The 20,556-nt window shown below is 62.2% G+C and carries 14 protein-coding genes; 3 read left to right on the forward strand and 11 right to left on the reverse strand.

The window, feature by feature from the left end; all coding sequences use genetic code 11:
- Positions 1-36: 36 nt before the first annotated feature.
- From ACQUWM_RS12610 to ACQUWM_RS12620, 3 genes are all read right to left on the reverse strand, one after another.
- On the reverse strand, positions 37-4,713 hold the full coding sequence (locus ACQUWM_RS12610) for an amino acid adenylation domain-containing protein (RefSeq protein WP_428922388.1): 4,677 nt from the start codon (positions 4,711-4,713) through the stop codon (positions 37-39).
- Complete coding sequence (locus ACQUWM_RS12615) at positions 4,710-6,767, reverse strand: AMP-binding protein (protein WP_428922389.1); 2,058 nt, start codon at positions 6,765-6,767, stop codon at positions 4,710-4,712. Before ACQUWM_RS12615 ends, ACQUWM_RS12610 begins: the two co-directional genes overlap by 4 nt.
- Before the next feature lie 70 nt (positions 6,768-6,837).
- Complete coding sequence (locus ACQUWM_RS12620; RefSeq protein ID WP_407001622.1) at positions 6,838-7,833, reverse strand: TauD/TfdA family dioxygenase; 996 nt, start codon at positions 7,831-7,833, stop codon at positions 6,838-6,840.
- A gap of 195 nt (positions 7,834-8,028) precedes the next feature.
- On the opposite strand from ACQUWM_RS12620, the gene ACQUWM_RS12625 reads away from it, so the two are divergent.
- Complete coding sequence (locus ACQUWM_RS12625) at positions 8,029-8,238, forward strand: MbtH family protein (RefSeq protein WP_407001623.1); 210 nt, start codon at positions 8,029-8,031, stop codon at positions 8,236-8,238.
- 26 nt (positions 8,239-8,264) lie between these two features.
- Here the strand turns inward: ACQUWM_RS12625 and ACQUWM_RS12630 are convergent, their stop codons facing one another.
- The 5 genes from ACQUWM_RS12630 to ACQUWM_RS12650 form a co-directional block, all read right to left on the reverse strand.
- Positions 8,265-9,197 (reverse strand): ABC transporter substrate-binding protein, encoded by a 933-nt coding sequence (locus ACQUWM_RS12630; RefSeq protein ID WP_407001624.1) that lies wholly within the window; start codon positions 9,195-9,197, stop codon positions 8,265-8,267.
- Positions 9,198-9,216: 19 nt separating this feature from the next.
- Positions 9,217-10,266, reverse strand: coding sequence for a FecCD family ABC transporter permease (locus tag ACQUWM_RS12635; protein ID WP_428922390.1), 1,050 nt, complete (start codon positions 10,264-10,266; stop codon positions 9,217-9,219).
- Positions 10,266-11,285: a FecCD family ABC transporter permease gene (locus ACQUWM_RS12640; RefSeq protein ID WP_407001626.1), complete on the reverse strand. Its 1,020-nt coding sequence runs from the start codon at positions 11,283-11,285 to the stop codon at positions 10,266-10,268. The genes ACQUWM_RS12635 and ACQUWM_RS12640 overlap by 1 nt, the downstream gene beginning before the upstream one ends.
- Positions 11,282-12,091 (reverse strand): ABC transporter ATP-binding protein, encoded by an 810-nt coding sequence (locus tag ACQUWM_RS12645; protein WP_428922391.1) that lies wholly within the window; start codon positions 12,089-12,091, stop codon positions 11,282-11,284. The genes ACQUWM_RS12640 and ACQUWM_RS12645 overlap by 4 nt, the downstream gene beginning before the upstream one ends.
- An 84-nt stretch (positions 12,092-12,175) precedes the next feature.
- The gene (locus tag ACQUWM_RS12650; RefSeq protein WP_428922392.1) at positions 12,176-14,467 is read right to left on the reverse strand and encodes a TonB-dependent siderophore receptor; all 2,292 of its coding nucleotides are present in this window, start codon (positions 14,465-14,467) and stop codon (positions 12,176-12,178) included.
- Positions 14,468-14,552: 85 nt separating this feature from the next.
- Between ACQUWM_RS12650 and ACQUWM_RS12655 the strand changes: the two genes are divergently transcribed.
- Together ACQUWM_RS12655 and thpD are read left to right on the forward strand one after the other, a co-directional pair.
- The gene (locus ACQUWM_RS12655; protein WP_428922393.1) at positions 14,553-15,314 is read left to right on the forward strand and encodes a thioesterase II family protein; all 762 of its coding nucleotides are present in this window, start codon (positions 14,553-14,555) and stop codon (positions 15,312-15,314) included.
- Positions 15,315-15,498: 184 nt separating this feature from the next.
- Entirely contained in the window at positions 15,499-16,434 is a 936-nt protein-coding gene (gene thpD, locus ACQUWM_RS12660; protein WP_428922394.1) for an ectoine hydroxylase, read from the forward strand.
- A 60-nt stretch (positions 16,435-16,494) separates the two neighbouring features.
- Here the strand turns inward: thpD and ACQUWM_RS12665 are convergent, their stop codons facing one another.
- The 3 genes from ACQUWM_RS12665 to yidC all read right to left on the reverse strand — a co-directional run bounded on the left by ACQUWM_RS12665 (position 16,495) and on the right by yidC (position 20,553).
- The gene (locus ACQUWM_RS12665) at positions 16,495-17,241 is read right to left on the reverse strand and encodes a substrate-binding periplasmic protein (protein ID WP_428922395.1); all 747 of its coding nucleotides are present in this window, start codon (positions 17,239-17,241) and stop codon (positions 16,495-16,497) included.
- Between the two features lie 144 nt (positions 17,242-17,385).
- Entirely contained in the window at positions 17,386-18,750 is a 1,365-nt protein-coding gene (mnmE, locus tag ACQUWM_RS12670) for a tRNA uridine-5-carboxymethylaminomethyl(34) synthesis GTPase MnmE (protein ID WP_428922396.1), read from the reverse strand.
- Between the two features lie 96 nt (positions 18,751-18,846).
- A complete protein-coding gene (gene yidC / locus ACQUWM_RS12675; RefSeq protein ID WP_428922397.1) occupies positions 18,847-20,553 on the reverse strand; it encodes a membrane protein insertase YidC in 1,707 nt (568 codons plus the stop codon).
- Between the last annotated feature and the right edge of the window lie 3 nt (positions 20,554-20,556).

Raw genomic sequence — 20,556 nt, forward strand, 5'->3', positions numbered from 1 at the left:
GAAAAACGCCGGACCGGGCCGCGCGCCTGCCAGCCGTTATTGATCCAATACGTCCAGCAGGCCCTGCAGCTCGTCGTCCGACAGCCCGGCATCGGGAAAGTCGGACGCGGTGGCCCGTCCGGCGCCGGGATTACCGCAATGCTCTACCAGGGCCGCCACCTCACGGATAAACGCCTCGGCGAGCTCGCGCACCATGGGCTCTCCGTGCACCGCCGGCGCATAGCGCCACTCCGCCTTCAGACAGCCACCCAGCACCAGGGCATTGACGTCCAGCCAGTGGGTGCGGTGGTTTTCCGGCGCCCGGGCGCCGGGACAAGCCCATTCCTCCACCCGGAACAGGCGGGACTCCGCGTCCCAGTGGTCGAACTGGCCCAGGTAGTTGAAGGTGATCAGCTCCGCCCGGGGCAAGTCCCGGGCCTGGCGATAGCGCAGCAGGCCGTAGCCAACGCCCAGCTCCGGCACCGACCGCAATGCCTCCTTGGCAGACACCACGGCCGCCTCGTCCGCATTGGACACCGGCACGGCCAGGGGGTAGCGACTGGTGAACCAGCCCGGGGTCCGGCTGATGTCCGGCGCCCAGGATTCGGCGGAGCGCCCGTGGCTCTCCAGTTCGATGGTGACCCGACCCTGGCCGAGCCAGTGGCCGATCACCCGCGCCAGTGCCGCCAGCAGCAGGTCCTGGGCCTGAGTGTTGTAGGCCTCGTGGCATCCTCCCAGCAGCCGCGTGGTGGTCTCGGCATCGAGGGTGACGCTGAGGGTACGGCTGTCGGCATAGCGGTTGGCCTGCGCCGGTAATTCCGGCAGTTCCTCGAGCTGTTGCCGCCAATAGTCCAGCTGCCCGCTCAGGTCCGGCTGCTCCGCCCGCTGCTGCAGCGCCCGGGACCAGGCCTGGAAACTGGCGCCGGCGGGCGGCTGCGGTGGCTGGCTTTCGGGGCCGGCCAGATACAGGCCTTCGAGGTCGCGGGTAAGGGTCTGCCAGGACACCGCGTCCACCACCAGGTGGTGGGCGGTGCACAGCAGATGGCCGCTGGCGGGGAAGTACACCAGCCGGAACAGCGGCGCCTGGTCCAGGGCCATCGCCCCCTGCCAGGCTTGCAGGTTCGCCATGTCGGGCGTGCCCTGATCCACCGCGAAGGCCTGCCCGGCCATGGCTGGCTGGTAGGGGGCGTAGCGCTGCTGCCACTGATCCCCCTCCCGCTCGAAATACAGTCTCAGGCTGGCGTGGCGCTGCAGCAGCCGGGCCACCGCCTCCCGCAGCCAGTCTTCCCGCAGTGGCTCGTGCTGGCGCAGCAGCAGGGACTGGTTCCAGTGGTGGGCCCGGGGCTGATCCTGCTCGAAGAACCACTGCTGGATGGGCGTTAGCGCGAAAGGCCCGTCCTGGGGCACGTCCGGTTCGGCGCTGGCGACGGGGCTTTCCACCGGGCTTTCCCCGGTGCGTTCCACCACCTGGGCCAGGGCCGCCATGGTCTGGTGTTCGAAGATCTGTTTGGGGGTCAGTTGCAGGCCCTGCTGCTTGGCACGGGCAATGATCTGCAGGCTGAGAATGGAATCGCCGCCCACGGCGAAGAAGTTGTCGGTGGCGCTGATGCTGTCGTTGCCCAGCAACTCCCGGGTGATGGCGAGCAAGGTACCCACCACGCCGTCCTCGCTGGCATCCCCGGCATCGTCCGTGGCCTCCGCCGGTTCCTGCTGGTCCGGGTCCGGCAGCGCGCTGCTGTCCACCTTGCCATTGTCCTTGAGGGGCAGGCCCGGCAGCGGGATCCAGACGGCGGGCACCATGTAGTCGGGCAGGATTGCCGCCAGCGCCTCACGCACCGGCGCCAGTGCCGCCTCGTCGCACACCAGGTAGGCCACCAGGCGGTTCTGGCCGCGGCTGTCGGGGCGGTTCACCACCACCGCGTCCCGCACCCCTGGATGGGCTTTGACGGTGTTGGCCACCTCGCCGGGTTCAACCCGGTAACCCCGTATCTTCACCTGGTGATCGACGCGGCCGATAAACCGCAGCTGGCCGTTGCGATCGATACTGACCCGGTCCCCGGTACGGTAGAGGACTTCGCCGCGCTCCGACCGGACAAAAGCCTTCGCCGTCATCTGCGACCGGTTCAGGTAACCCTCGGCCAGGGTGGCCCCCGCCAGGTAGAGTTCCCCGGATATGCCCCGGGGCAGCAGTTCACCCCGGGGGTTGCGTACGCTGGCGGTTACGTTTGCCAGAGGCTGTCCGATGGGCAGGGTTTCCGGCGCGGGGTTGGGTACCTCGTAGGTGATGGCCCCCACCGTCGCTTCTGTGGGGCCATAGTGGTTAACAATACGCAGCTCCGCCACCAGACTCCTGGCCTGGTCCACCAGCTCCCGGGTCAGGGCCTCGCCGCCGCACACCAGGCAGCGACGTGGCAGCAGTCGCGCCGGCCGCGAGGCAATCAGCAGGGCCTTGAGGTGGGAGGGCACCAGTTTCAGGCAATCCACCGGCGCCTGCTCCAACTGGTCCGCCAGACCCTCGGCATCAAACGCCAGGTCTTCGTCCAGCAGGCGCAGGGTACGTCCGGTCAGCAACGCCCCGAACAGGGCGGTGTAACCAAGGTCGGTGGCAACGCCGGCCAGGCTGGCCAGGCTGGCGTCGCCGGGCAGTTGCAGGCGTTCCATCACCGCCTGGCTGTATTGCAGGAGGCTGCCCTGACTGACCACCACCCCCTTGGGACGCCCAGTGGAGCCAGAGGTATAGATAACATACGCCGGTGCCGAGGGATCGGTGCGCGCAACCAGTTCGCCCGGTTGCGCGCGCCATCCGGCTGTCGCGTCCAGCCACTGGACCGACGGGGGGAGCCAGTCCGGCCGCTCCCCCAGCCCCACCACCAGTCGCGGCGAGGCGTCCTCGCAGGTCCCGGCCAGCCGCGCCGCCGGCCATTTCGGGTCCAGCGCGACGTAGCTCGCGCCCTGCTGCCAGGTGGCCAACAGGGCCGTGACCCATGGCAGCCCCCGGGGCAGGCACAGGGCGACCCGGTCACCGACCGCAAGCCCACGGTCCTGCAGGGCCCGGCCACAGCCATTGACCCGGGCGGCCAGTTCGCCGTAACTCAGCTGCTGCTCTCCCTCCCCGCTCGGCGGGAGTTCGTGGATCGCGAGGGCATCAGGGCGGGTTCGTACCTGGTGGACGAAGGCCTCCCAGGCACCGGGCTGGGGCCATTGCGTTCGTGGCCCCGTCAACTGGCCCGCCAGGGCTTCGGGTAGCCATTGCAGGTCGGCCAACGGCTGGTCCAGGTTATTCACGGAGCGGCGCACCAGGTCCAGGAACAGTTCCCGCAACTGGGCTACGGTGGTGCGCCGGTAAAGCGCCCGGTTGTAGCGCCATTTGCCCAGGAAGCCGTCGTCCCGGTCCACTACCACCAGGTTCAGTTCGTGGGCGGCGCCCCGCTGCTCCGCCATCAGTTCGCGGGCAATCACCCGCTCCCGCCCCGGCAACGACCGTTCGCGGTTGAGGGTAAACATGTGCTGGAACACCGGCGCCCGCCCGGTTTCGCGGCCCAATTGCAACTGCTCCACCAGAGTGGCGAAGGGATAGGCCTGGTAGCCCAGGGCCTCCGTGGCCTGCCTCTGGACCCGGCGTACCCAGTCGGCCAGGGTCAGGTCGTCGTCCAGGCGGCAACGCAAGGGCACCGGGTTGACCAGGTAGCCCACCAGGGCGTGCAGTTCCGGAGTGAGCCGGCCGCTGCTGGGGGTACCGATTACAAAGTCCCGCTGGCCAGACAGCCGGCCGAGGAACCACTGGAACAGGGCCAGCCAGTAGATGTAAGGGGTGACTCCCAGGCTGCGGGCCGCTTCCCGCAAGCGCCGGCTGTCCGACGACGGCAGGGTAAAGCTGAGTTCTTCCCCCTCGAAGGTCTGCTGCGCCGGATGGGGAAAGTCCGTGGGCAGTTCCAGGCCGGGGGCGTCCTCGAGCTGCTGGCGCCAGTAGTCACTATGCTCCTCGCCCTCATCACGGATCACCCGGGATTGTTCCGCCACCCAGGCGCGATAACCGGAGGTGTCCGGATTGCCCGGCTCGGCGGCAGACTCCCCGCCCGCCAGGTCGACAAACTCTGCCAGTAACTGCTCGAAAGAGGCAAAGTCCGCCGCGATGTGATGCACCACCAGCAGCAGGTAGTGTTGGTCCCCGTCCTCCCGGGCATTGCTCGCCAGCAGTGCCCGGCATACTTCGCCCGATTCCAGGGCCAGCGGCCGGTCCGCCTCCCGCGCCAGGTACACCCGGATGTCCTGTTCGGACTCGCCGCTGAACGAACGCCGATCCAGTGGCCGCGGGGGATGCCCGGTGTCCAGCCACTGCATCGCATCACCGTCCCGCTCGCCATAGGGACTGCAGAGGATGGGGTGACGTTGCTGCAGGGCGGTGAAGGCCCGCTCCACCGTCGCGGCGGTAACACCCGGTTGCAGGCGGGCGGCATAGGCCAGGTTGTAGGCGCAACTGGTGGGGGCCATGCGATAGAGGAACCACAGGGAGCGTTCGTTGGCCCCCAGGGGGCGTGGCGCAAAATAGTCCGTCTGACCGGTCTCCGCCTGTCCGGCCAGTTCGGCCAGTATCGCAGTCTTGTGTTCCCGCAGGCGGTCCTTGAGGGCATCGTCGAGGGCGCCAGGCGGGGCCCGGAACGCCAGCTGGTCACCGTTGGCGGACAGGGTAATTCCCCGGGTCCAGCATTCGTGCAACAGGGTCGGGATACTCATAGTGCGCCCTCCTGCCAGGCCGGGGCCGGCGCCTCGGTGGTCGTGGCCGTTGCCAGGTAGTCCGCAAGCTCCGTAATGGTGGCATGACGTGAAAGCGTGTCCGACGGCAACCGGATTCCAAGGCGCGTGGCCAGTTCGTTGGTGAGGGTCAGGGCGCCCATGGAATCCAGTCCGGTGTCCACCAGGGCCATATCGGGGATCATCTGGGCCGGCGCCACCCGGGTTTCCGCGGCGATCCAGCGGCAGAGCCAGTCGGCGATGCCTGCGGCATCCCCTTCTGGCAGGGGCAAAGCTGCCTGCGATTTCCCGTCCTCTTCAGCGCACCACTGGGTCACCACCGTCAGTTCACCCAGCATATAGGCCTGGCATGCCGCGCCTCGCTGGATCTTGCCGCTGGTGGTGCGCATCAGGGAGGCAGGCGAAATCAGTACCACGGCGTGCAGGGGGATATCATGGTCCCGCGCCACGGCGGAGCGGATATCACGGACCAGACCGTCCAGGTTGCCGCCGGACCTGATCTCGCTCACCGCCGACCGGGTGATTTCCTGTACCAGTACCGCGACCTCCCCCGCCGCTGTCTCCAGCGCGAAGGCGGCGCCGCCATGACGGGTCAGCAGGGGACTGATTTCCTGGACCGTAGCCTCGATGTCCTGTGGGTAGAGGTTGCGACCACGGATCACGATCAGTTCCTTGGCCCGGCCACAGACAAACAGTTGGCCGTCATGCACAAAGCCCAGATCACCGGTGCGCAGATACGGGCCCTGGCCGTCCAGCTCCGCCGCCAACATGTCGGTGCTGAGCTTGTCCCGCCCCCAGTAACGGCCGGCCACGCTGGCGCCCCTGACCCAGATTTCCCCCACCTCATTGTCTGCCAGGGGGCGATGGTGGTGCTGGTCGACGATACGTACCGTCATCTGTGGGTTAATCGGTCCGGAACTGACCAGGGTGCGACCCCGATCGACAGGACGGACCCGGCCAAGAGCCAGCTCGGCGTCCTCCACGGTCAGCGTGGCGTAAGGTTCCCCCGGGGGCGTACCGGTCACGAACAGGGTGGCTTCCGCCAGGCCGTAACAGGGCGCCAGTGCATTGACCGTCAGACCGGCGCCGGCAAAGTGCCTGACGAATTGTTCGAGAGTGACCGCGCGGATGGGTTCCGCGCCGTTGAAGGCAACTCGCCAGTGTGACAGGTCCAGAGCCCGTACCTGCTCCGGCGTTACCCGATCCACACAGTGGTCATAAATGAAATTGGGGCCACCGCTGATGGTGGCGCGGCTGCTGGCGATGAGCTCCAGCCAGCGCAGCGGCTGCTGCATGACCAACGGCGGCGGGATCATCTGGACGCGACTGCCGCAATACAGCGGCGTCAGCATCAGACCGATCAGCCCCATGTCGTGGAACAGGGGAAGCCAGGAGACCCAGACATCGCTGGCGTCGATCCTCATCTCCCGCTGGATCATCGCCACGTTGTGTAACAGGTTGCCATGGCTGACCGCCACCCCCTTGGGTGTGCCAGTGGAGCCGGAGCTGTACTGCAGCAGGGCGATATCGTCGGAGGACAGCCGGGGTTCCCGCCAGGCTTCGGCCTCGACCGCGGGTGCCGCCGCTACTGCAACCACGGGGGCGGACAGCTTCTGTGAACTGGCCCAGTCCGTCACCGAACCCAGGCAATCTTCATCGGTCAACAGCACGCCGGCACTGCAGTCCTCCACGATGGCCGTCAGGCGGCGCCAGTCCCGGCGTTTGTGCTGGGGCGGATAGGCGGTAACGGCAATCATGCCGGCGTACAGGCTGGCAAAGAAGCCAACGATATAGTCGATGCCGTTGGGCATCAGGATCAGCACCCGACTGCCCTCAGGCGCCAGCGACTGCAGGTTCGCGGCGACCAGGCGGGCCCGACGGTCCAGTTCGGCGTAGCTCAGCCAGTCGGCCACTTCACGGCCATCCGGCAGGAACTCAAAGACCCGCCGGTCCGGCTGCTGCTCCGCCTGCTGGCGCAACCAGGCCACCCAATGGTCGGCCGATGTCTCTGCGGGGAAGGAGTTATTCTGCTGCATCCTTTGGCATCCTTGTAAATTGCAGTTTGTTCTCAGCTGAGTCCTGGCTTTGGCCAGCGGATCGGGCGGCTCAGGCAGGCCGTGAATAGGGTTCGGCCATGGCCACGACTACCTTGCGCTCTCCCTGGTAGGTACCGCGCCCGTGGGCCACCAGCATGTTGTCGAGCATCATCACGTCGCCGGCCTGCCACGGAAACGACACCTGGACGTCATCCAGTACGCCGCGAATCTCATCCAGGGCGGCGGTCTCAATGGGTGTGCCGTCGCCGTAATAGACGTGGCGCGGGATTTCGGACTCACCCACCACCGACAGCAAGGTGTCACGGACCTGGGGCGCCAGGTTGGAGATATGGAACAGGTGGGCCTGGTTGAACCAGACCCACTCACCGGTGACCGGGTGCTGGGCCACGGCCTGGCAGCGCTGCCGGGTTTTCAGCTCGCCGTTGTCTTTCCATTCGAAATCGATCTGATTGGCTTTGCAGAAGCGCTCCACATCGGCACGCTCGTCGGTGTTGAAGGCCTGCTGCCAGGGCAGGTCCAGGCCGTTGCCGTAGTTGCGCACGTACATCAGACCCTTGTCGGCGAAACGCTGACGCAGGCCGCTGTCGATGCGGCGATAGACCTCGCGGCTGTCGGCAATGGGCGTCTCGCCACCGGACTCGGCCACCGTGACGCTGTGGAACCAGATCTTCATCGGCCATTGCAGGGTATAGGACTGCTCGTTATGCAGCGGGATCACCTGGTGGGCGGGGTACTCGGTGGAGGTATACACCCCCTTGTTAAGCCGGGTGCGGGGCGTGGAGGCGTAGTCGTAGGTCAACAGGTCGTGGCCGAAGTCGCGGGCGAAGGCTTCGAATCCGTCCTCGCCGTTGAACCGGAAACCGCGTAGCAACAGCCCCCCCACCTGATGCAGATGCCGGTCCACCAGGCCCTTGATGCCTGCCATGCAGTCTTGCCATGGCGTTCCCTGCTGCTGTGGACTCACCATCAGGGGAAGTGTGTTCCCGCTGATTTCCAGACCATTCGTGGTTGCTTGGGCAAGCTCCCCCGTTGTCACACTTGTCATGGGTTTCCTCAATCCTGTGTATGCGTTCAAACCAGTCGCTGGATGTAGAATTTACACAAGGAAACACATTAATACAATTGATAATTATTATCGTTTAGTTTCTAATAGGTATTCAATTTAGCGCAGAAATAGCCGGGAACCTGTCAGACCCGGGCCGACCATCCACCCCAACCACTTCAATGGAGGTATTCAACGATGAGTTTGGATAGTCCCGAAACCGTGTTCAGCGTTGTTGTCAACGACGAGGAGCAATACGCGATCTGGCCGGAATACAAGCCGGTACCGGGAGGCTGGCGCGAGGCAGGCAAGACCGGCAGCAAGGACGAATGCCTGGCCTTCATCAGGGACACCTGGACTGATATGCGTCCCAAGAGCCTGCGAGAGGCAATGACGGATATGTCATGACGGGGCTGGTGCCCCGCCCGCGCCGGCTATTGCTGGTCGGCGCGCGACACCCAGTCCCGCTCGGCAATGTGGGACAACAGCAGTGAGGCAGTCCCCAGTAGCCCCCCCATGGAATCGCCATAGCGGCTGCGGTTGAAGTACAGGAACTGGCCGTGGCGAACGGCGAACAGGTTCTGCCACTGGGCGGACTCGCGAAAGCTGGCGGTCTGCTCGCGACTGCTGAGCATCGGTTCGTAGGTATCGATGATGAAATCGGCATCGAAATCGCCCACCCGCTCCAGGCTATAGGGCACATGGAAACGGGCGTCCTCGTAGGCGTCCGGGTGCCCCAGCCCCAGGTCACCGATCACCTCATCCATGCCGCCACGGCCAATCAGCTGAAAATTGTCCTCGTAGATCTCCAGGGTAGTGATGGTGATGTCCTGCGGCCGTTCCACCAGGCGTCTGAACTCGTCGACCAGCCACTGGTAGTGCTTGAGCATATCCTGGTAGCGGTCCTCGCGGCCGACCAGCTCGGCCAGTTGACCGGCGTAATCCTTGATACCCGTCTCCTGTACCGGCAGCAGGACAACCGGCGCGATCACCGACAGCATGGGTTTGAGATCCTCATGATAGGACAGGCCGAGAATCAGGTCGGGCTTGAGGGCGGCAATGGCCTCCACGTCGGGTGCCTTGTGACTGCCGACATACTGGATACCGGCCACGTCGAACCGGTGCTGAACACCGCGGAACAAAGGCTCTGAAGCCAGTTTCTTACGACCTGTGGAGCCACAGGGCCTGATCCCCAACTCCATGAGCTGCACGGTCAGGCTGAAATCGTGAAGCGAGACCACGCAACGGGGCTCGGCGGGTACTTCCACCTCCCCGAAACGATTCTTGAACACACGGGTATCTTCCGCCATGGCGGTACTTGTCGTCAGTATGACCAGTAACAAGGTCGAAAATACCTTCGGGAACATGGTTACGGTTCTCCTTCCCTTAGTTTGAGAAATCACGGCGGCGGGCCATCAGGATGATGAAATAGGGCGCGCCCACCAGTGCGATGACCAGGCCGGCGGGCAGTTGCAGGGGCGCAAACAGGGTGCGCCCCAGGGTATCACCCACCAGCACGAGGAGTGCGCCGCTCAGGGCAGCCAAAGGCAGCAGGATACCGTGCCGGTCGCCACAGCATTGCTTGGCCAGGTGGGGACCGATCAGGCCGACGAATACCATGGTGCCTGCGGTGGCCACTGCGTTGGCGGTCAGCATCACACTGGCCAGCAGCAAACCGATCAGAGCCCGCCGCTGGGCCAGGCCCCGGCTGGTGGCCACCAGCGAACCCAACTGCAACACATTGAGTTGACGGAACGCCAACATCACCGGCAGGCCAGCCACCATGAACCAGAGCGCGAGGCTGCTGACATCCGCCCAACCGACATTGTGCAGGCTACCCCCCAGCCACATCAGCGCGGATTCCACCCGGTCGATATCGCCGTAGGTGATCAGCAGCTCCGCCACCGCCCCCAGCACCGAGGTCATACCGATGCCCACCAGGATCAATCGCAATGGGGAGAAATCGTTTTTCCAGGACAACAGGACAATCATCGTGGCTACTGCCAGCCCGCCCGCCATGGCGGTTAACGGCAGCAGGTATCCCGGCAGCAGGCCAGGAAACAGCACCAGGAACAGCAACAGGGTTACGCTGGCTCCGGATTCCACACCAATCAGGCCGGGCGACGCCAGCGCGTTGCGGGTCAGCGACTGCAGGATAACCCCCGCCACCGACAGGGACGCCCCCACCAGCATGGCGGCAAAAATGCGCGGCAGGCGGAACTGCCACAGCACCTGCTGCGCCATGGCATCCTCGCCCAGTCCCCAGAAGCCGAGCCAGACCTGTTGCCAGGACAGCGGAAAGCTGCCCAGGCCCGCGGCAATCATGCCGCCAGCGGTAAGCCCGGCCAACAGTACCGTGACCCAGGCCAGGTCGACAGGACGAAAGCGAAAGGAGAGGTTGCCCAGCCGCACCATGGCAGGCGTGGTCCACTTCATTATTTCACCCTCCGGATGACCAGGGCGATAAACACCGGTCCACCGATCAGGGCGGTGACAATGCCGGTATTGATTTCATAGGGGCGGACCGCCACCCGGGCCAGCAAGTCCGCGGCCACCACCAACACGGCCCCGGTGACCACGGCATACCCCATCATCCAGCGGTAATCGGCACGAATCATCAGCCGCACCGCATGGGGTACCACCAGACCGACGAAACCGATAGGGCCGGCCAGGGCCACCACCGCGCCGGAAAGCAACACCACGGCCAGCAGCCCCACCACCTTGAGCCGCAGGATGTTGACGCCAAGCCCGGCGGCGGCCCTTGACCCCAGGCGATGGGCGTCAAGAGAGCGCACCAGGGACAGCGCCAGTACCAGGCCAATCACCAGGTAGGGCCAAACCTGCCACAGCTTTTCACCATCGCTGGCGCCGATGGCGCCGGTGAGCCAGTGGCGCAGCTTTTCCAGCCCCTGCTGATCCAGCAACAGCAGGGTGGCGGTCATCGCGCCAAATAATGCGGTTACCGCCGCTCCGGCCAGGGTGAGTCGCACCGGGTTATGGCCACGCCCCCCCAGTAAAACCACGATCACCGCCGCCACCACGGCGCCAAGGAACGCGTACCAGGGCACGTACATAAATGCCGTACCCGGCACCATCAGCAGGCCCGCCACCACGAAAAAGGCGGCGCCGGCATTGATGCCGAGGATACCGGGGTCGGCCAGGGGATTATCGGCCACCGACTGGATGATGACCCCGGCCACCGCCAGGGCGGCCCCCACCACCGCAGCCACCAATAGCCGTGGCAGACGACTGTCCCGTACCACCGCGTGATCCAGGTTGGCGGGATCGTAATGGAACAACGCCTGCCAGGTGGTACTCCAGGACAGCGCCTTGGCGCCCATGCCCAGGTGCAGGAACATCAGCACAACCAGCGCCAGCATCAGGAGCCCCAGTCCGGCCAGCAGACGAGCGCTGGCGGGGCTGTGCAGGTCCCGCCATGTCTCCTGCGCGGTCACTGACAGACCTCCGGCTGCGGGGCCTCGCGCCGGGCGGCGCCGGAGCGGGGCACGCACAGGGGGTTACCGGAATGCGGATCGCGGATGATGTGGGCGTCGAAACCAAAGACCGCATCCAGGTTGGCGGAGGTAAACACCGCCTCCGGCTCGCCCTCGGCATGGATGACACCGTCCCGCAGCATCACCAGGTGATCGGCATAACAGGCGGCCTGGTTCAGATCGTGCAATACCGCCACCACGGTCTTGCCCCGGGCGGCCAGATCCACGGCCAGTTCCAGCAGCTCCACCTGATGGGCGATATCAAGGTAGGTGGTGGGTTCGTCCAGCAGCAGTACCGGCGTGTCCTGGGCCAAGGTCATGGCGATCCAGCAACGCTGACGCTGGCCGCCGGACAGTTCGTTCAGCGGTCGGTCCAGCAGCGGTTCGATATGGGTCAGTGCCACGGCGTTATCGATGGCAATCTGGTCTTCGGGAGACCACTGCCGCCACCAGTTCTGCCAGGGGTAACGGCCCTGCATCACCAGTTCCCTGACCGACAGGCCCACCGGGGATCCGGTCATCTGTGGCAGCAGGGCGATACGACGGGCGATGTCCTGGCGGGACAGCCCGGCCAGCGGTTCATCCCCCAGGGAGACGGTGCCGTTCCCGGGCCTGATCAACTGCGCCAGTACATTCAGCAGGGTGGTCTTGCCACATCCGTTGGCCCCCACCAGGGCGGTGAAGCGGCCAGCGGGTATCGAGAGATCAATGTCGTCAAGTACGCGCTGGGGCCCGAAGCGGACACTTATATTCTTCGCGTAAAGCAACGGAACCTCTCCATACGATTGATCCTTTTATAAAACACAGCGCCACCCGGAGGTGGCGCTGTTGGACACACTGGCCCGGCGGGATCAGAACTCCACGCGGGCACTGGCGTAGAAGGTTCTGGGCTCGCCAACGGTAACGCGGAAAGCGTTCTGGCTAGCCGGGTAGTATGTCTCGTCCGTCAGGTTCTTGAAACCGGCCTGCAGTTTGATCTGCGAACGGCCGGAAACCGGCACATAGTACCATGCCGCCGCGTCGAAAACCGTATAGGACGGAACCTTCCAGGTGTTGGCGTCGTCGCCCTCGCGGCTGCTGGTGTAAACCGCGCCAGCGCCCAGACCCAGGCCATGCAGTGGCCCGCCAACGAATTCATAGGTACCCCACACACGTGCCGAATCGGAGGGTACGCCATAGGGCGTGTTACCTTCGTTATCCAGCGATTCCTGGCCATCGTCGACGATCTCGGCATCGACGTGAGCGTAGCTGAAGATCACGTTCATGCCATCGGTCACCTGCACCGAACCTTCAAGCTCGATACCCTGACTTTGCTCTTCACCGTTCAACCGCAGTTGCAGATTGTCCGCCTTGGCGACATTACGACGCTCCAGGTCGTACCAGGCCAGCGACAGCCGCAGGCGATCGTCGAAGAACTGGCTCTTTACGCCCACTTCGACCTGCTTGGCCAGCTCCGGATCCAGGGTTTCCGGGGACTCCACACCGGCGGTGATATCAGTATAGTTGGGCTGAAAGGATTCACTGTAGGAGCTGTACAGGGACAGATCAGGCATGACCTTGTACAGCAGGCCCACCTGGCCGCTGATGTTGTCGTTGTTGTCCGACACCCGGCGCTGCTCGGGGGTTGCGTTCTGTTGGTAGGCGAGGGGGCTCAACGCCGTCAGGAAAGCAGTCTGGTCGGCTTCGCGCTCGAAGTAGTCATAACGGAGACCGGTCAGCAGATTCAACTGATCCGTCAGCTCCGCCAGATTCTGGATGGACAGGCCGGTTTCCTTGGTGACCTCGTCGTTACGACTGACCGCCGTCTGTGCCTTGGGCTCGGCAAGCGCCGGCTGCTGGTCGGCAAAGACATCGATGGTATCGAAATCGAGGGCAAGGATCCCGGGCGTACCGGATTCGGTCAGGGCGAAGCCATCGGTGTGATCCACGCCACGACGGTAGAAGTTGGCGCCGACATAGAGGTGGTTATCGATGCCGGCCAGCTTGTAGGTACCGTCAAGACTGTTGGATACGAAGAAATCCCGCTCGGTGACGTCCATGTTGGAATCGTGGGGGCGCACCAGCAGGCCATTGGCTTCCTGTACCGCAACCAGAGTAAGGTTGGGATCAAGCCCTGCCGCAGGCCGCGCCTGGTAGTCATCGAATTCCTTGTGGAAGGTGCCAATCTTGAAACGATTGGTCCAGCCGTTACTGAAGAAGTGGTTGTAGTCCACTTGCGCCAGAAGGTCCTGACTGTCCCGGACGTCAAATCGGGTACCCAAACGACGATCCCGGGGAATATCGGCAATCTCGATGTCGCCGTTCGCGTCCTGGACGGCAACGGTGCCCCGGTCAATTGACTGCTCCTGATCGTTCAAGCTGAGCCGGAAGGTCACTTCGTCCTGATCTGTCGGCAGCCAGGTCAGCGAAGGCGAAACACTCAACCGATCAACGGAATCGTCGTACGTGCCTTCAGTGGTGGATACTTCGCGGAAACTGCTGGAATTTTCAACGGCAACAACGGTACGGTACAGCAGGTTGTCCGAGTTCAGCTTGCCGGTGCTGTCAAAAGTGACCTCCCGCTCGCCATGCTGGCCCACGTCCAGCTGCAGCGAAGTGGCCTGTTGCGCCTGGGGCTTCTTGGTGACTACGTTAATGACCCCCCCGGGGCTGACCTGGCCGTGAAGTATGGACGCCGGTCCCTTGACTACCTCAACCTGCTCAATGTTGGAGACATCCACCCGATAGCGGGGACTAACCGGATTGCCATCGACAAACAGGTGGTTATTGCGGATACCACGAATCCGGAACTGGTCCTCGGTGCCGCCAAAACCGGGCTCCTGGCTGATACCCGCGACATTGCGCAACACCTCGGTCAGGGTCTTGGCGTTCTGGTCGAGTATCACCTGCTCCGGAATAATCTGTACCGATCGGGGCAGTTCATCGGTATCGGCCTTGAAACCGGTCACGGATGCGGTCTCGTCAAAAACATACTTGTTCATGTCGGTACCACGCACAACCAGCTCGTCAAGTTGCTGGTGCTCTTCGTTTTCCGTCTCTTCTTCGGCGAAGGCCAGGGAGGGAGCAGTCAACGCAAGACCGACACACAGTATCGCGCTGCTTGACCGCAAATACGGTCGAAGGCCGTCTTTATCATGGTACATTCCGCCTGACTCCTTAACATTTGGTTAACTTAGGCGCGAGATACTATCATTTGCCATATCTAATGAGAATACTTATCATTAATATATGCATCAGCCAGACGCCCCAGCCCTCCCGGTTGCCTCACCAATAACCCTGTATTGCCTGCCCTGCGCCGGAGCTTCGTCCGCCATGTACCAACCGTGGCGACACAACCTGGCAGATGGGATTGAGCTGGTACCCCTGGAATTGCCAGGCCGGGGCGCCCGCTTCAATGAGCCCTTTGCGGAGACCCTGGTGGACCTGGCGGCAGCCCTCGCCGATCAGATCCGTCGCCGGGACCGCGGTCGTTTCATGCTGCTGGGGCATAGCCTGGGGGCGCTGGTGGCATTTGAGATGGCACGGCACCTGGCAAGATGGGGCCAGCCATCGCCCCAGGCGTTGATCGTCTCGGCGCGGTGCGCGCCCTGCCAGCCGATTCCCCAGCGACAACTACACCTTGCCCCAACCTCACAGTTACACGAGTTCCTGCGGGAGCTGGGTGGCACGCCGGAGTCGGTCCTGCACTCACGGGAACTGATGGAGCTACTGCTGCCGATAGTCCGTGCCGATTTCCGGCTGTACGAAACTTACCGGTTCCTGCCCGGTACACCACTAACCTGCCCCATCCATGCCCTGGCCGGCGATCAGGATACCAGCACGACCTTGAGCGGTATGCGTGCCTGGCAACAGCACACGCTCAGCTCATTCGGTTTGCAGTTTTTCCCCGGCGGACACTTCTATCTGAACAACCAGCAGGCCCCGGTTGTCGACCATATCAACGGTCTTATGGGCGAGCTGTTGCCTACGGATGAAGGCTCTCGGTCCTGATCCGGTCCCGATCTTCGCCGCAAGGATGTGACGATGGTTTCCGGTATTGAAATCCTTGCTATCGACCTTATCTAACAGACGTCCGTCATTCGCGCGGAATTCCTCAACGAATCAACACATTATTTTATGGCACGGGCCCCCGATGCAGGGGGCCCGTGCGGTAGAACGATAGGGAGGTTCGACTATGGAAACTCGTACTGACGACTTTTATCCAACCCGCCTGGAGCGTCCGACACCAAGCTTTGAGCGGCTGGACCCGGTTATCCACAGCAGCGGTAACCAACGGCACGATGGCCCATTGACTGAAACCGACCTGGCCCGGTACGAGCGGGACGGTTTCCTGGTGTTCAATAATTTCCTCGATCCCGCCACGGTGGAAAAATTCCGTGAGGACCTGCGGGCCTATGAGGACGATGAAGCGGTGCTGCAGTCAGAAGGCACCATCACCGAACCGGGCAAGCAGGAGATCCGCTCCATCTTCGGTATTCATGAGCTTTCGGACCGGTTCGACAAGTTAACCCGGGATCCCAGGATTCTCGATATGGTGCACCAGCTGCTGGGCAGCGATGCCTACATTCACCAGTCGCGCATCAACTTCAAACCCGGGTTTCATGGTAAGGGGTTCGACTGGCATTCGGATTTCGAAACCTGGCACGCCGAGGATGGCATGCCCCGTATGCGGTCGGTCAGTTTCTCCATTGCCCTGACTGACAACACACCCTTCAACGGCCCGCTGATGCTGGTACCGGGTTCCCACAAGACCTTTATCCCCTGCGTCGGGCGGACGCCCGAAGACAATTACCAGTCTTCCCTGAAAAAGCAGGAACTTGGCGTTCCCAGTGATCAGGATCTGGACCGCATGATCGACCAACATGGTATCAAGGCACCCACAGGCCCGGCTGGCTCATTGATCATTTTCGAGTGCAACACACTGCACGCCTCTAATGCCAACATGTCGCCCTGGCCCAGAAGCAACCTGTTCTTCGTTTACAACAGTGTGGAAAACCAGTTGGTGAACCCGTTTTGCGGCAACAAGCCCCGGCCGGATTTCCTCGGCAACCGGAGCCGTACCGAAGCACTGCAGCCGACAGGGGTTCCGGCTCTCGACCGCACCGGCTGAGCGCCCCGGACTGACGGGGACGCTCATTCCCCCGTCAGCGCCTGATCATACCGGTCGACATCAAAGGCCGTACTTGGTCTCGATGGCTTCGTACATACCGGTTTCATGAACCTTCTTCAGGGCCGCGTTCAATTCCTCAACCACACTGTCCGGGGTAGCCGGGTTGATCGCCAGGTACAACTCCGTGTCATTGAAGGAGTAAACCGGCTCAAGCCCCTCAACATCCTGCTGGGACGCAAAGTAGGGCCCTGCCAGCCGGTCGGCAATCCACAGGTCGACCTGACCCAGTTCCAGACGTTTGGGATTGAGGTCATCGCTGTCCAGCGCAGAGACCTTATAGCCACGCTCCAGCAGGTACTCGGTCATCACATCGTTACGATAACCGCCAAACAGAAGCCCCCGGGCATCTTCCAGCTTGTCGATCTGCAGGTCGGTGTTGGCTGGGGCGAAAACCGTCCACAAGTTCTTGGTCAGCGGTCCTACCCACTTGAACATGGGGGCACGGCTCTCGGTGTAGGTGGTGCAGAAGATACCGTGGTTCTTCTTGTCTTTCGCACGATTATAGCCGTAGTCCCAGTTACGGAGCTTGATGACGTAATCCAGGCTGGTATGGCTAAGGATGGCCTTGACCATTTCAGTGCACAGGCCGTCGATGCTGTCACCGTTGTGCTCGAACGCCCGACCGGTGGCACTCATGTTGTAAGGCGGGAAATTCTCAGTGTAAAAATAGAGCTTTTCGGATGCACTGACCTGGGGAGCTGCAGCCAGCGCCAGAATCAGGGATAGGAATAAAGACAGTTTCCGCACAGCGTTCCTCCTTGCAATGATGTACGCACCACAAGGTCTGTGATGCGCTCGTTATGCGGCGGAGGAGTTTACCTGATGATTTAACGGTGTTTTATACAATTACTGTTTGTTTTCGTAAGGGCGACATTTCTGTGGTTGCTATAGTTACTTCCCGATACAGAAACTGCTGAAGATTTTCCCCAGCAGATCATCGGGGGTCATCACCCCGGTAATTTCTCCCAGGGCATCCTGGGCGGCACGTAAATCTTCCGCCAATAGCTCACCGGCGCCAAAGCCGTCCAACTGACCCTGGCCCTGAAGCATGGACGTGCGGGCACGCTCCAGCGCATCCAGGTGCCGGCGACGGGCCAGGAACCCGCCCTCGGTGGTGGCGGCAAACCCCATGCACTCCTTCAGGTGATCCCGCAGAATCTCCAATCCCTCCGCAGACTTGGCGGCCAGACGAATGACCGGGGCGTCCGGGTTATCCACAAGCCCGACGGTTTCCCCCGACAGGTCCACCTTGTTGCGGATCACCGTCACCGGCGCCGATGCCGGCAACTGATCGATAAAATCCGGCCAGATCTCATGAGGAGTGGTTTCCGGCGTGGTGGTGGCATCCACCATCAACAGGATCCGGTCCGCCTGGCGGATTTCATCCCAGGCCCGGGCAATGCCGATCTGTTCGACTTCATCGGGGCTGTCCCGCAACCCGGCGGTATCGATGATGTGCAACGGCATGCCATCAATGTGGATATGTTCCCGCAACACGTCCCGGGTAGTACCTTCAATGGCGGTCACAATGGCTGCCTCACGGCCAGCAAGCGCGTTGAGCAGGCTCGATTTACCGGCGTTGGGTCTGCCAGCAATCACTACTTTCATGCCGTCACGGAGGATCGTGCCCTGTTCCGCTTCTGCCAGAATGCCATCCAGGTCGGTAATCAGGTCTTGCAGATCAGCGGCCACCTTGCCATCGGCAAGAAAGTCTATTTCTTCTTCCGGAAAATCGATGGCGGCTTCCACATAAATGCGTAAGTGCGTGACCGCATCCACCAGGCTCTCGATACGACGGGAAAACACCCCCTGCATGGAGCGGACAGCACATCGTGCAGCCTGCTCCGAACTGCTTTCAATCAGATCGGCAATGGCTTCCGCCTGGGTGAGGTCCAGTTTGTCGTTGAGAAATGCCCGTTCGGAAAACTCCCCGGGGCGTGCAAGCCGTGCGCCCAGTTCGCAGACCTGGCGCAATAACAGGTCCAGAATCACCGTGCCGCCGTGGCCCTGAAGCTCAAAGACATCCTCGCCGGTAAAGGAGTTGGGATTGGGGAAGAACAGGCCGATGCCTTCATCGATCAACTGATCGCCCTGGTCGTAAAACGGTCCGTAATGGGCGTAGCGAGGCCGCGGTTCATACCCCAGCATGCGGCAGGCAATGTCCCGCGCGGCCGGGCCGGACACCCGGACAATACCGACACCGGCCTGACCGGGCGCGGTGGCAATGGCGGCGATGGTATCGGTGACGTATTGCATAATGCTTTCTATGGTCCTTTCCTGTGGTCCTGAACCAGAAGAGGCTCCACGAAGGAGCCTCTGTCAGGTTACGGTGTCAGACACGAAATCCGCAGATCAGTGTTTTCTTCCCGCAACTTCCGCTTCAATCTTCCGCGTAATGTACCACTGCTGGGAGATGGACAGAATATTGTTCACCAACCAGTACAGTACCAGACCTGCCGGGAACCACAGGAAGAACACGGTGAAGATCAGAGGCATCATCTTCATGATCTTGGCCTGCATGGGATCCGGCGGCGTTGGGTTAAGGCTCATCTGCAGGAACATGCTGGCGCCCATCAGGATCGGCAGGATGAAGTAAGGGTCCATCACCGACAGGTCGTTTATCCACAGCATGAACGGTGCATGGCGCAGCTGTACGCTCTCGAACAGGACCCAGTACAGGGAAATAAAGACCGGCATCTGCACCAGGATTGGCAGACAGCCACCCAGCGGATTGATCTTTTCCCGCTTGTACAGCGCCATCATTTCCTGGGACATGCGTTGACGATCATCCCCGTACAGCTCTTTCAGACGGGTCAGCTGGGGCGCCACCGCCCGCATCCGCGCCATGGAACGGTAACTGGTCGCAGACAGGTGGAAAAACACTGCCTTGACCAGCACTGTCAGCAGAATGATGGCCACACCCCAGTTGCCAACCAGGCCGTAGAACCATTCCAGCACGATAAACAGCGGCAATGCGATGAAGAACAGGAAACCGAAATCGACGGTGCGATCCATGTTCGGCGCAACGGCTTCCAGCCGGTCAATGATCTTCGGGCCAATGTAGGCGCGAGCGCCGATTTCAGCGGTTTCGCCCGGCGCTACCGTCGTGGCGGGGTAAACAAAGCCCATGACATGAAGCTGGCCACGCTGGGTGGTCTGGAACTGGGCCGGCTGATCCCGCTCCGGGACCCAGGCGGTCAGGAAGTAATGTTGCAGGAAAGCCAGCCAGCCGTTGGTCACCGACTGATTGATCGGGTTTTCCGTCAGGTCACCGAAATCATACTTCTCATAGGGATCTTCCGGCGTGCTCACCACCATCCCAAGGAAAGCCTTGATACCGAGGCTGTTCTGAGCAGTGGGATCCGGAGTCTGGTCACGGACAATCTTGCCGGTCAGATTGGCTTTCCAGTCCTGGTTGGACTGGTTGTTGACTAGGTAGCGCATGCCTATTTCGTAGCTGTCACGGGCAAACTGGTATTGCTTGGTGATTTCAACGCCGGATTCTGTGGTAAGGGTGAGATCAACAACCAGTTCACTGGCGTCTTCCGATAGCTCATAACTGGAGGTAGCGGATTCATAGACCGGAGGATTGCCGTTACGGCTGCTGTCGATACCGTCGCGACCAATCAGGCCGCTCTCAAGCACATAAGTGCGGTTGCCCGAGTTGGTGAGAATCTTGAGGGATGCCTTGCTATCGAGGGATTTGTCGTAATCCAGCAGGGAACTTTCCACCAGGTTGCCGCCCACGCGATCTATCTTGAGCTCCAGCACATCGGTGCGAACGGTAATCAATTGGTCGCTGACTTCGCCGCTTCCTGCGCCGTTGGTGCTGCTGACACTCTGGCTGTCATCCTCGGGAGTGGCGAATTCACCATCACTCACGTTGCCAGACTCTTCCGGGAGCTTCAGGTTATCGGCGCTGCCGGTCTGTGCTGAAGAGGCGGTCTGCTCGGCAACCTGTTGTTGCTGCGGCTGGTGATAATCTTCATTCCAGGCAAGTACCATCAGGTAACTGACAATAGCGAGGCCGGCAAATAATACGATGCGTTGAATATCCATAAA

It is taken from the genome of Marinobacter sp. DUT-3 (genome assembly GCF_050379435.1).
Taxonomy (GTDB): Bacteria; Pseudomonadota; Gammaproteobacteria; order Pseudomonadales; family Oleiphilaceae; genus Marinobacter.

Coding starts and splice junctions, on each gene's coding strand:
- ACQUWM_RS12610 (WP_428922388.1), bottom strand. CDS start 4,713: ATGAGTATCCCGACCCTGTTGCACGAATGCTGGACCCGGGGAATTACC.
- ACQUWM_RS12615 (WP_428922389.1), bottom strand. CDS start 6,767: ATGCAGCAGAATAACTCCTTCCCCGCAGAGACATCGGCCGACCATTGG.
- ACQUWM_RS12620 (WP_407001622.1), bottom strand. CDS start 7,833: ATGACAAGTGTGACAACGGGGGAGCTTGCCCAAGCAACCACGAATGGT.
- ACQUWM_RS12625 (WP_407001623.1), top strand. CDS start 8,029: ATGAGTTTGGATAGTCCCGAAACCGTGTTCAGCGTTGTTGTCAACGAC.
- ACQUWM_RS12630 (WP_407001624.1), bottom strand. CDS start 9,197: ATGTTCCCGAAGGTATTTTCGACCTTGTTACTGGTCATACTGACGACA.
- ACQUWM_RS12635 (WP_428922390.1), bottom strand. CDS start 10,266: ATGAAGTGGACCACGCCTGCCATGGTGCGGCTGGGCAACCTCTCCTTT.
- ACQUWM_RS12650 (WP_428922392.1), bottom strand. CDS start 14,467: ATGTACCATGATAAAGACGGCCTTCGACCGTATTTGCGGTCAAGCAGC.
- ACQUWM_RS12655 (WP_428922393.1), top strand. CDS start 14,553: ATGCATCAGCCAGACGCCCCAGCCCTCCCGGTTGCCTCACCAATAACC.
- thpD (WP_428922394.1), top strand. CDS start 15,499: ATGGAAACTCGTACTGACGACTTTTATCCAACCCGCCTGGAGCGTCCG.
- mnmE (WP_428922396.1), bottom strand. CDS start 18,750: ATGCAATACGTCACCGATACCATCGCCGCCATTGCCACCGCGCCCGGT.
- yidC (WP_428922397.1), bottom strand. CDS start 20,553: ATGGATATTCAACGCATCGTATTATTTGCCGGCCTCGCTATTGTCAGT.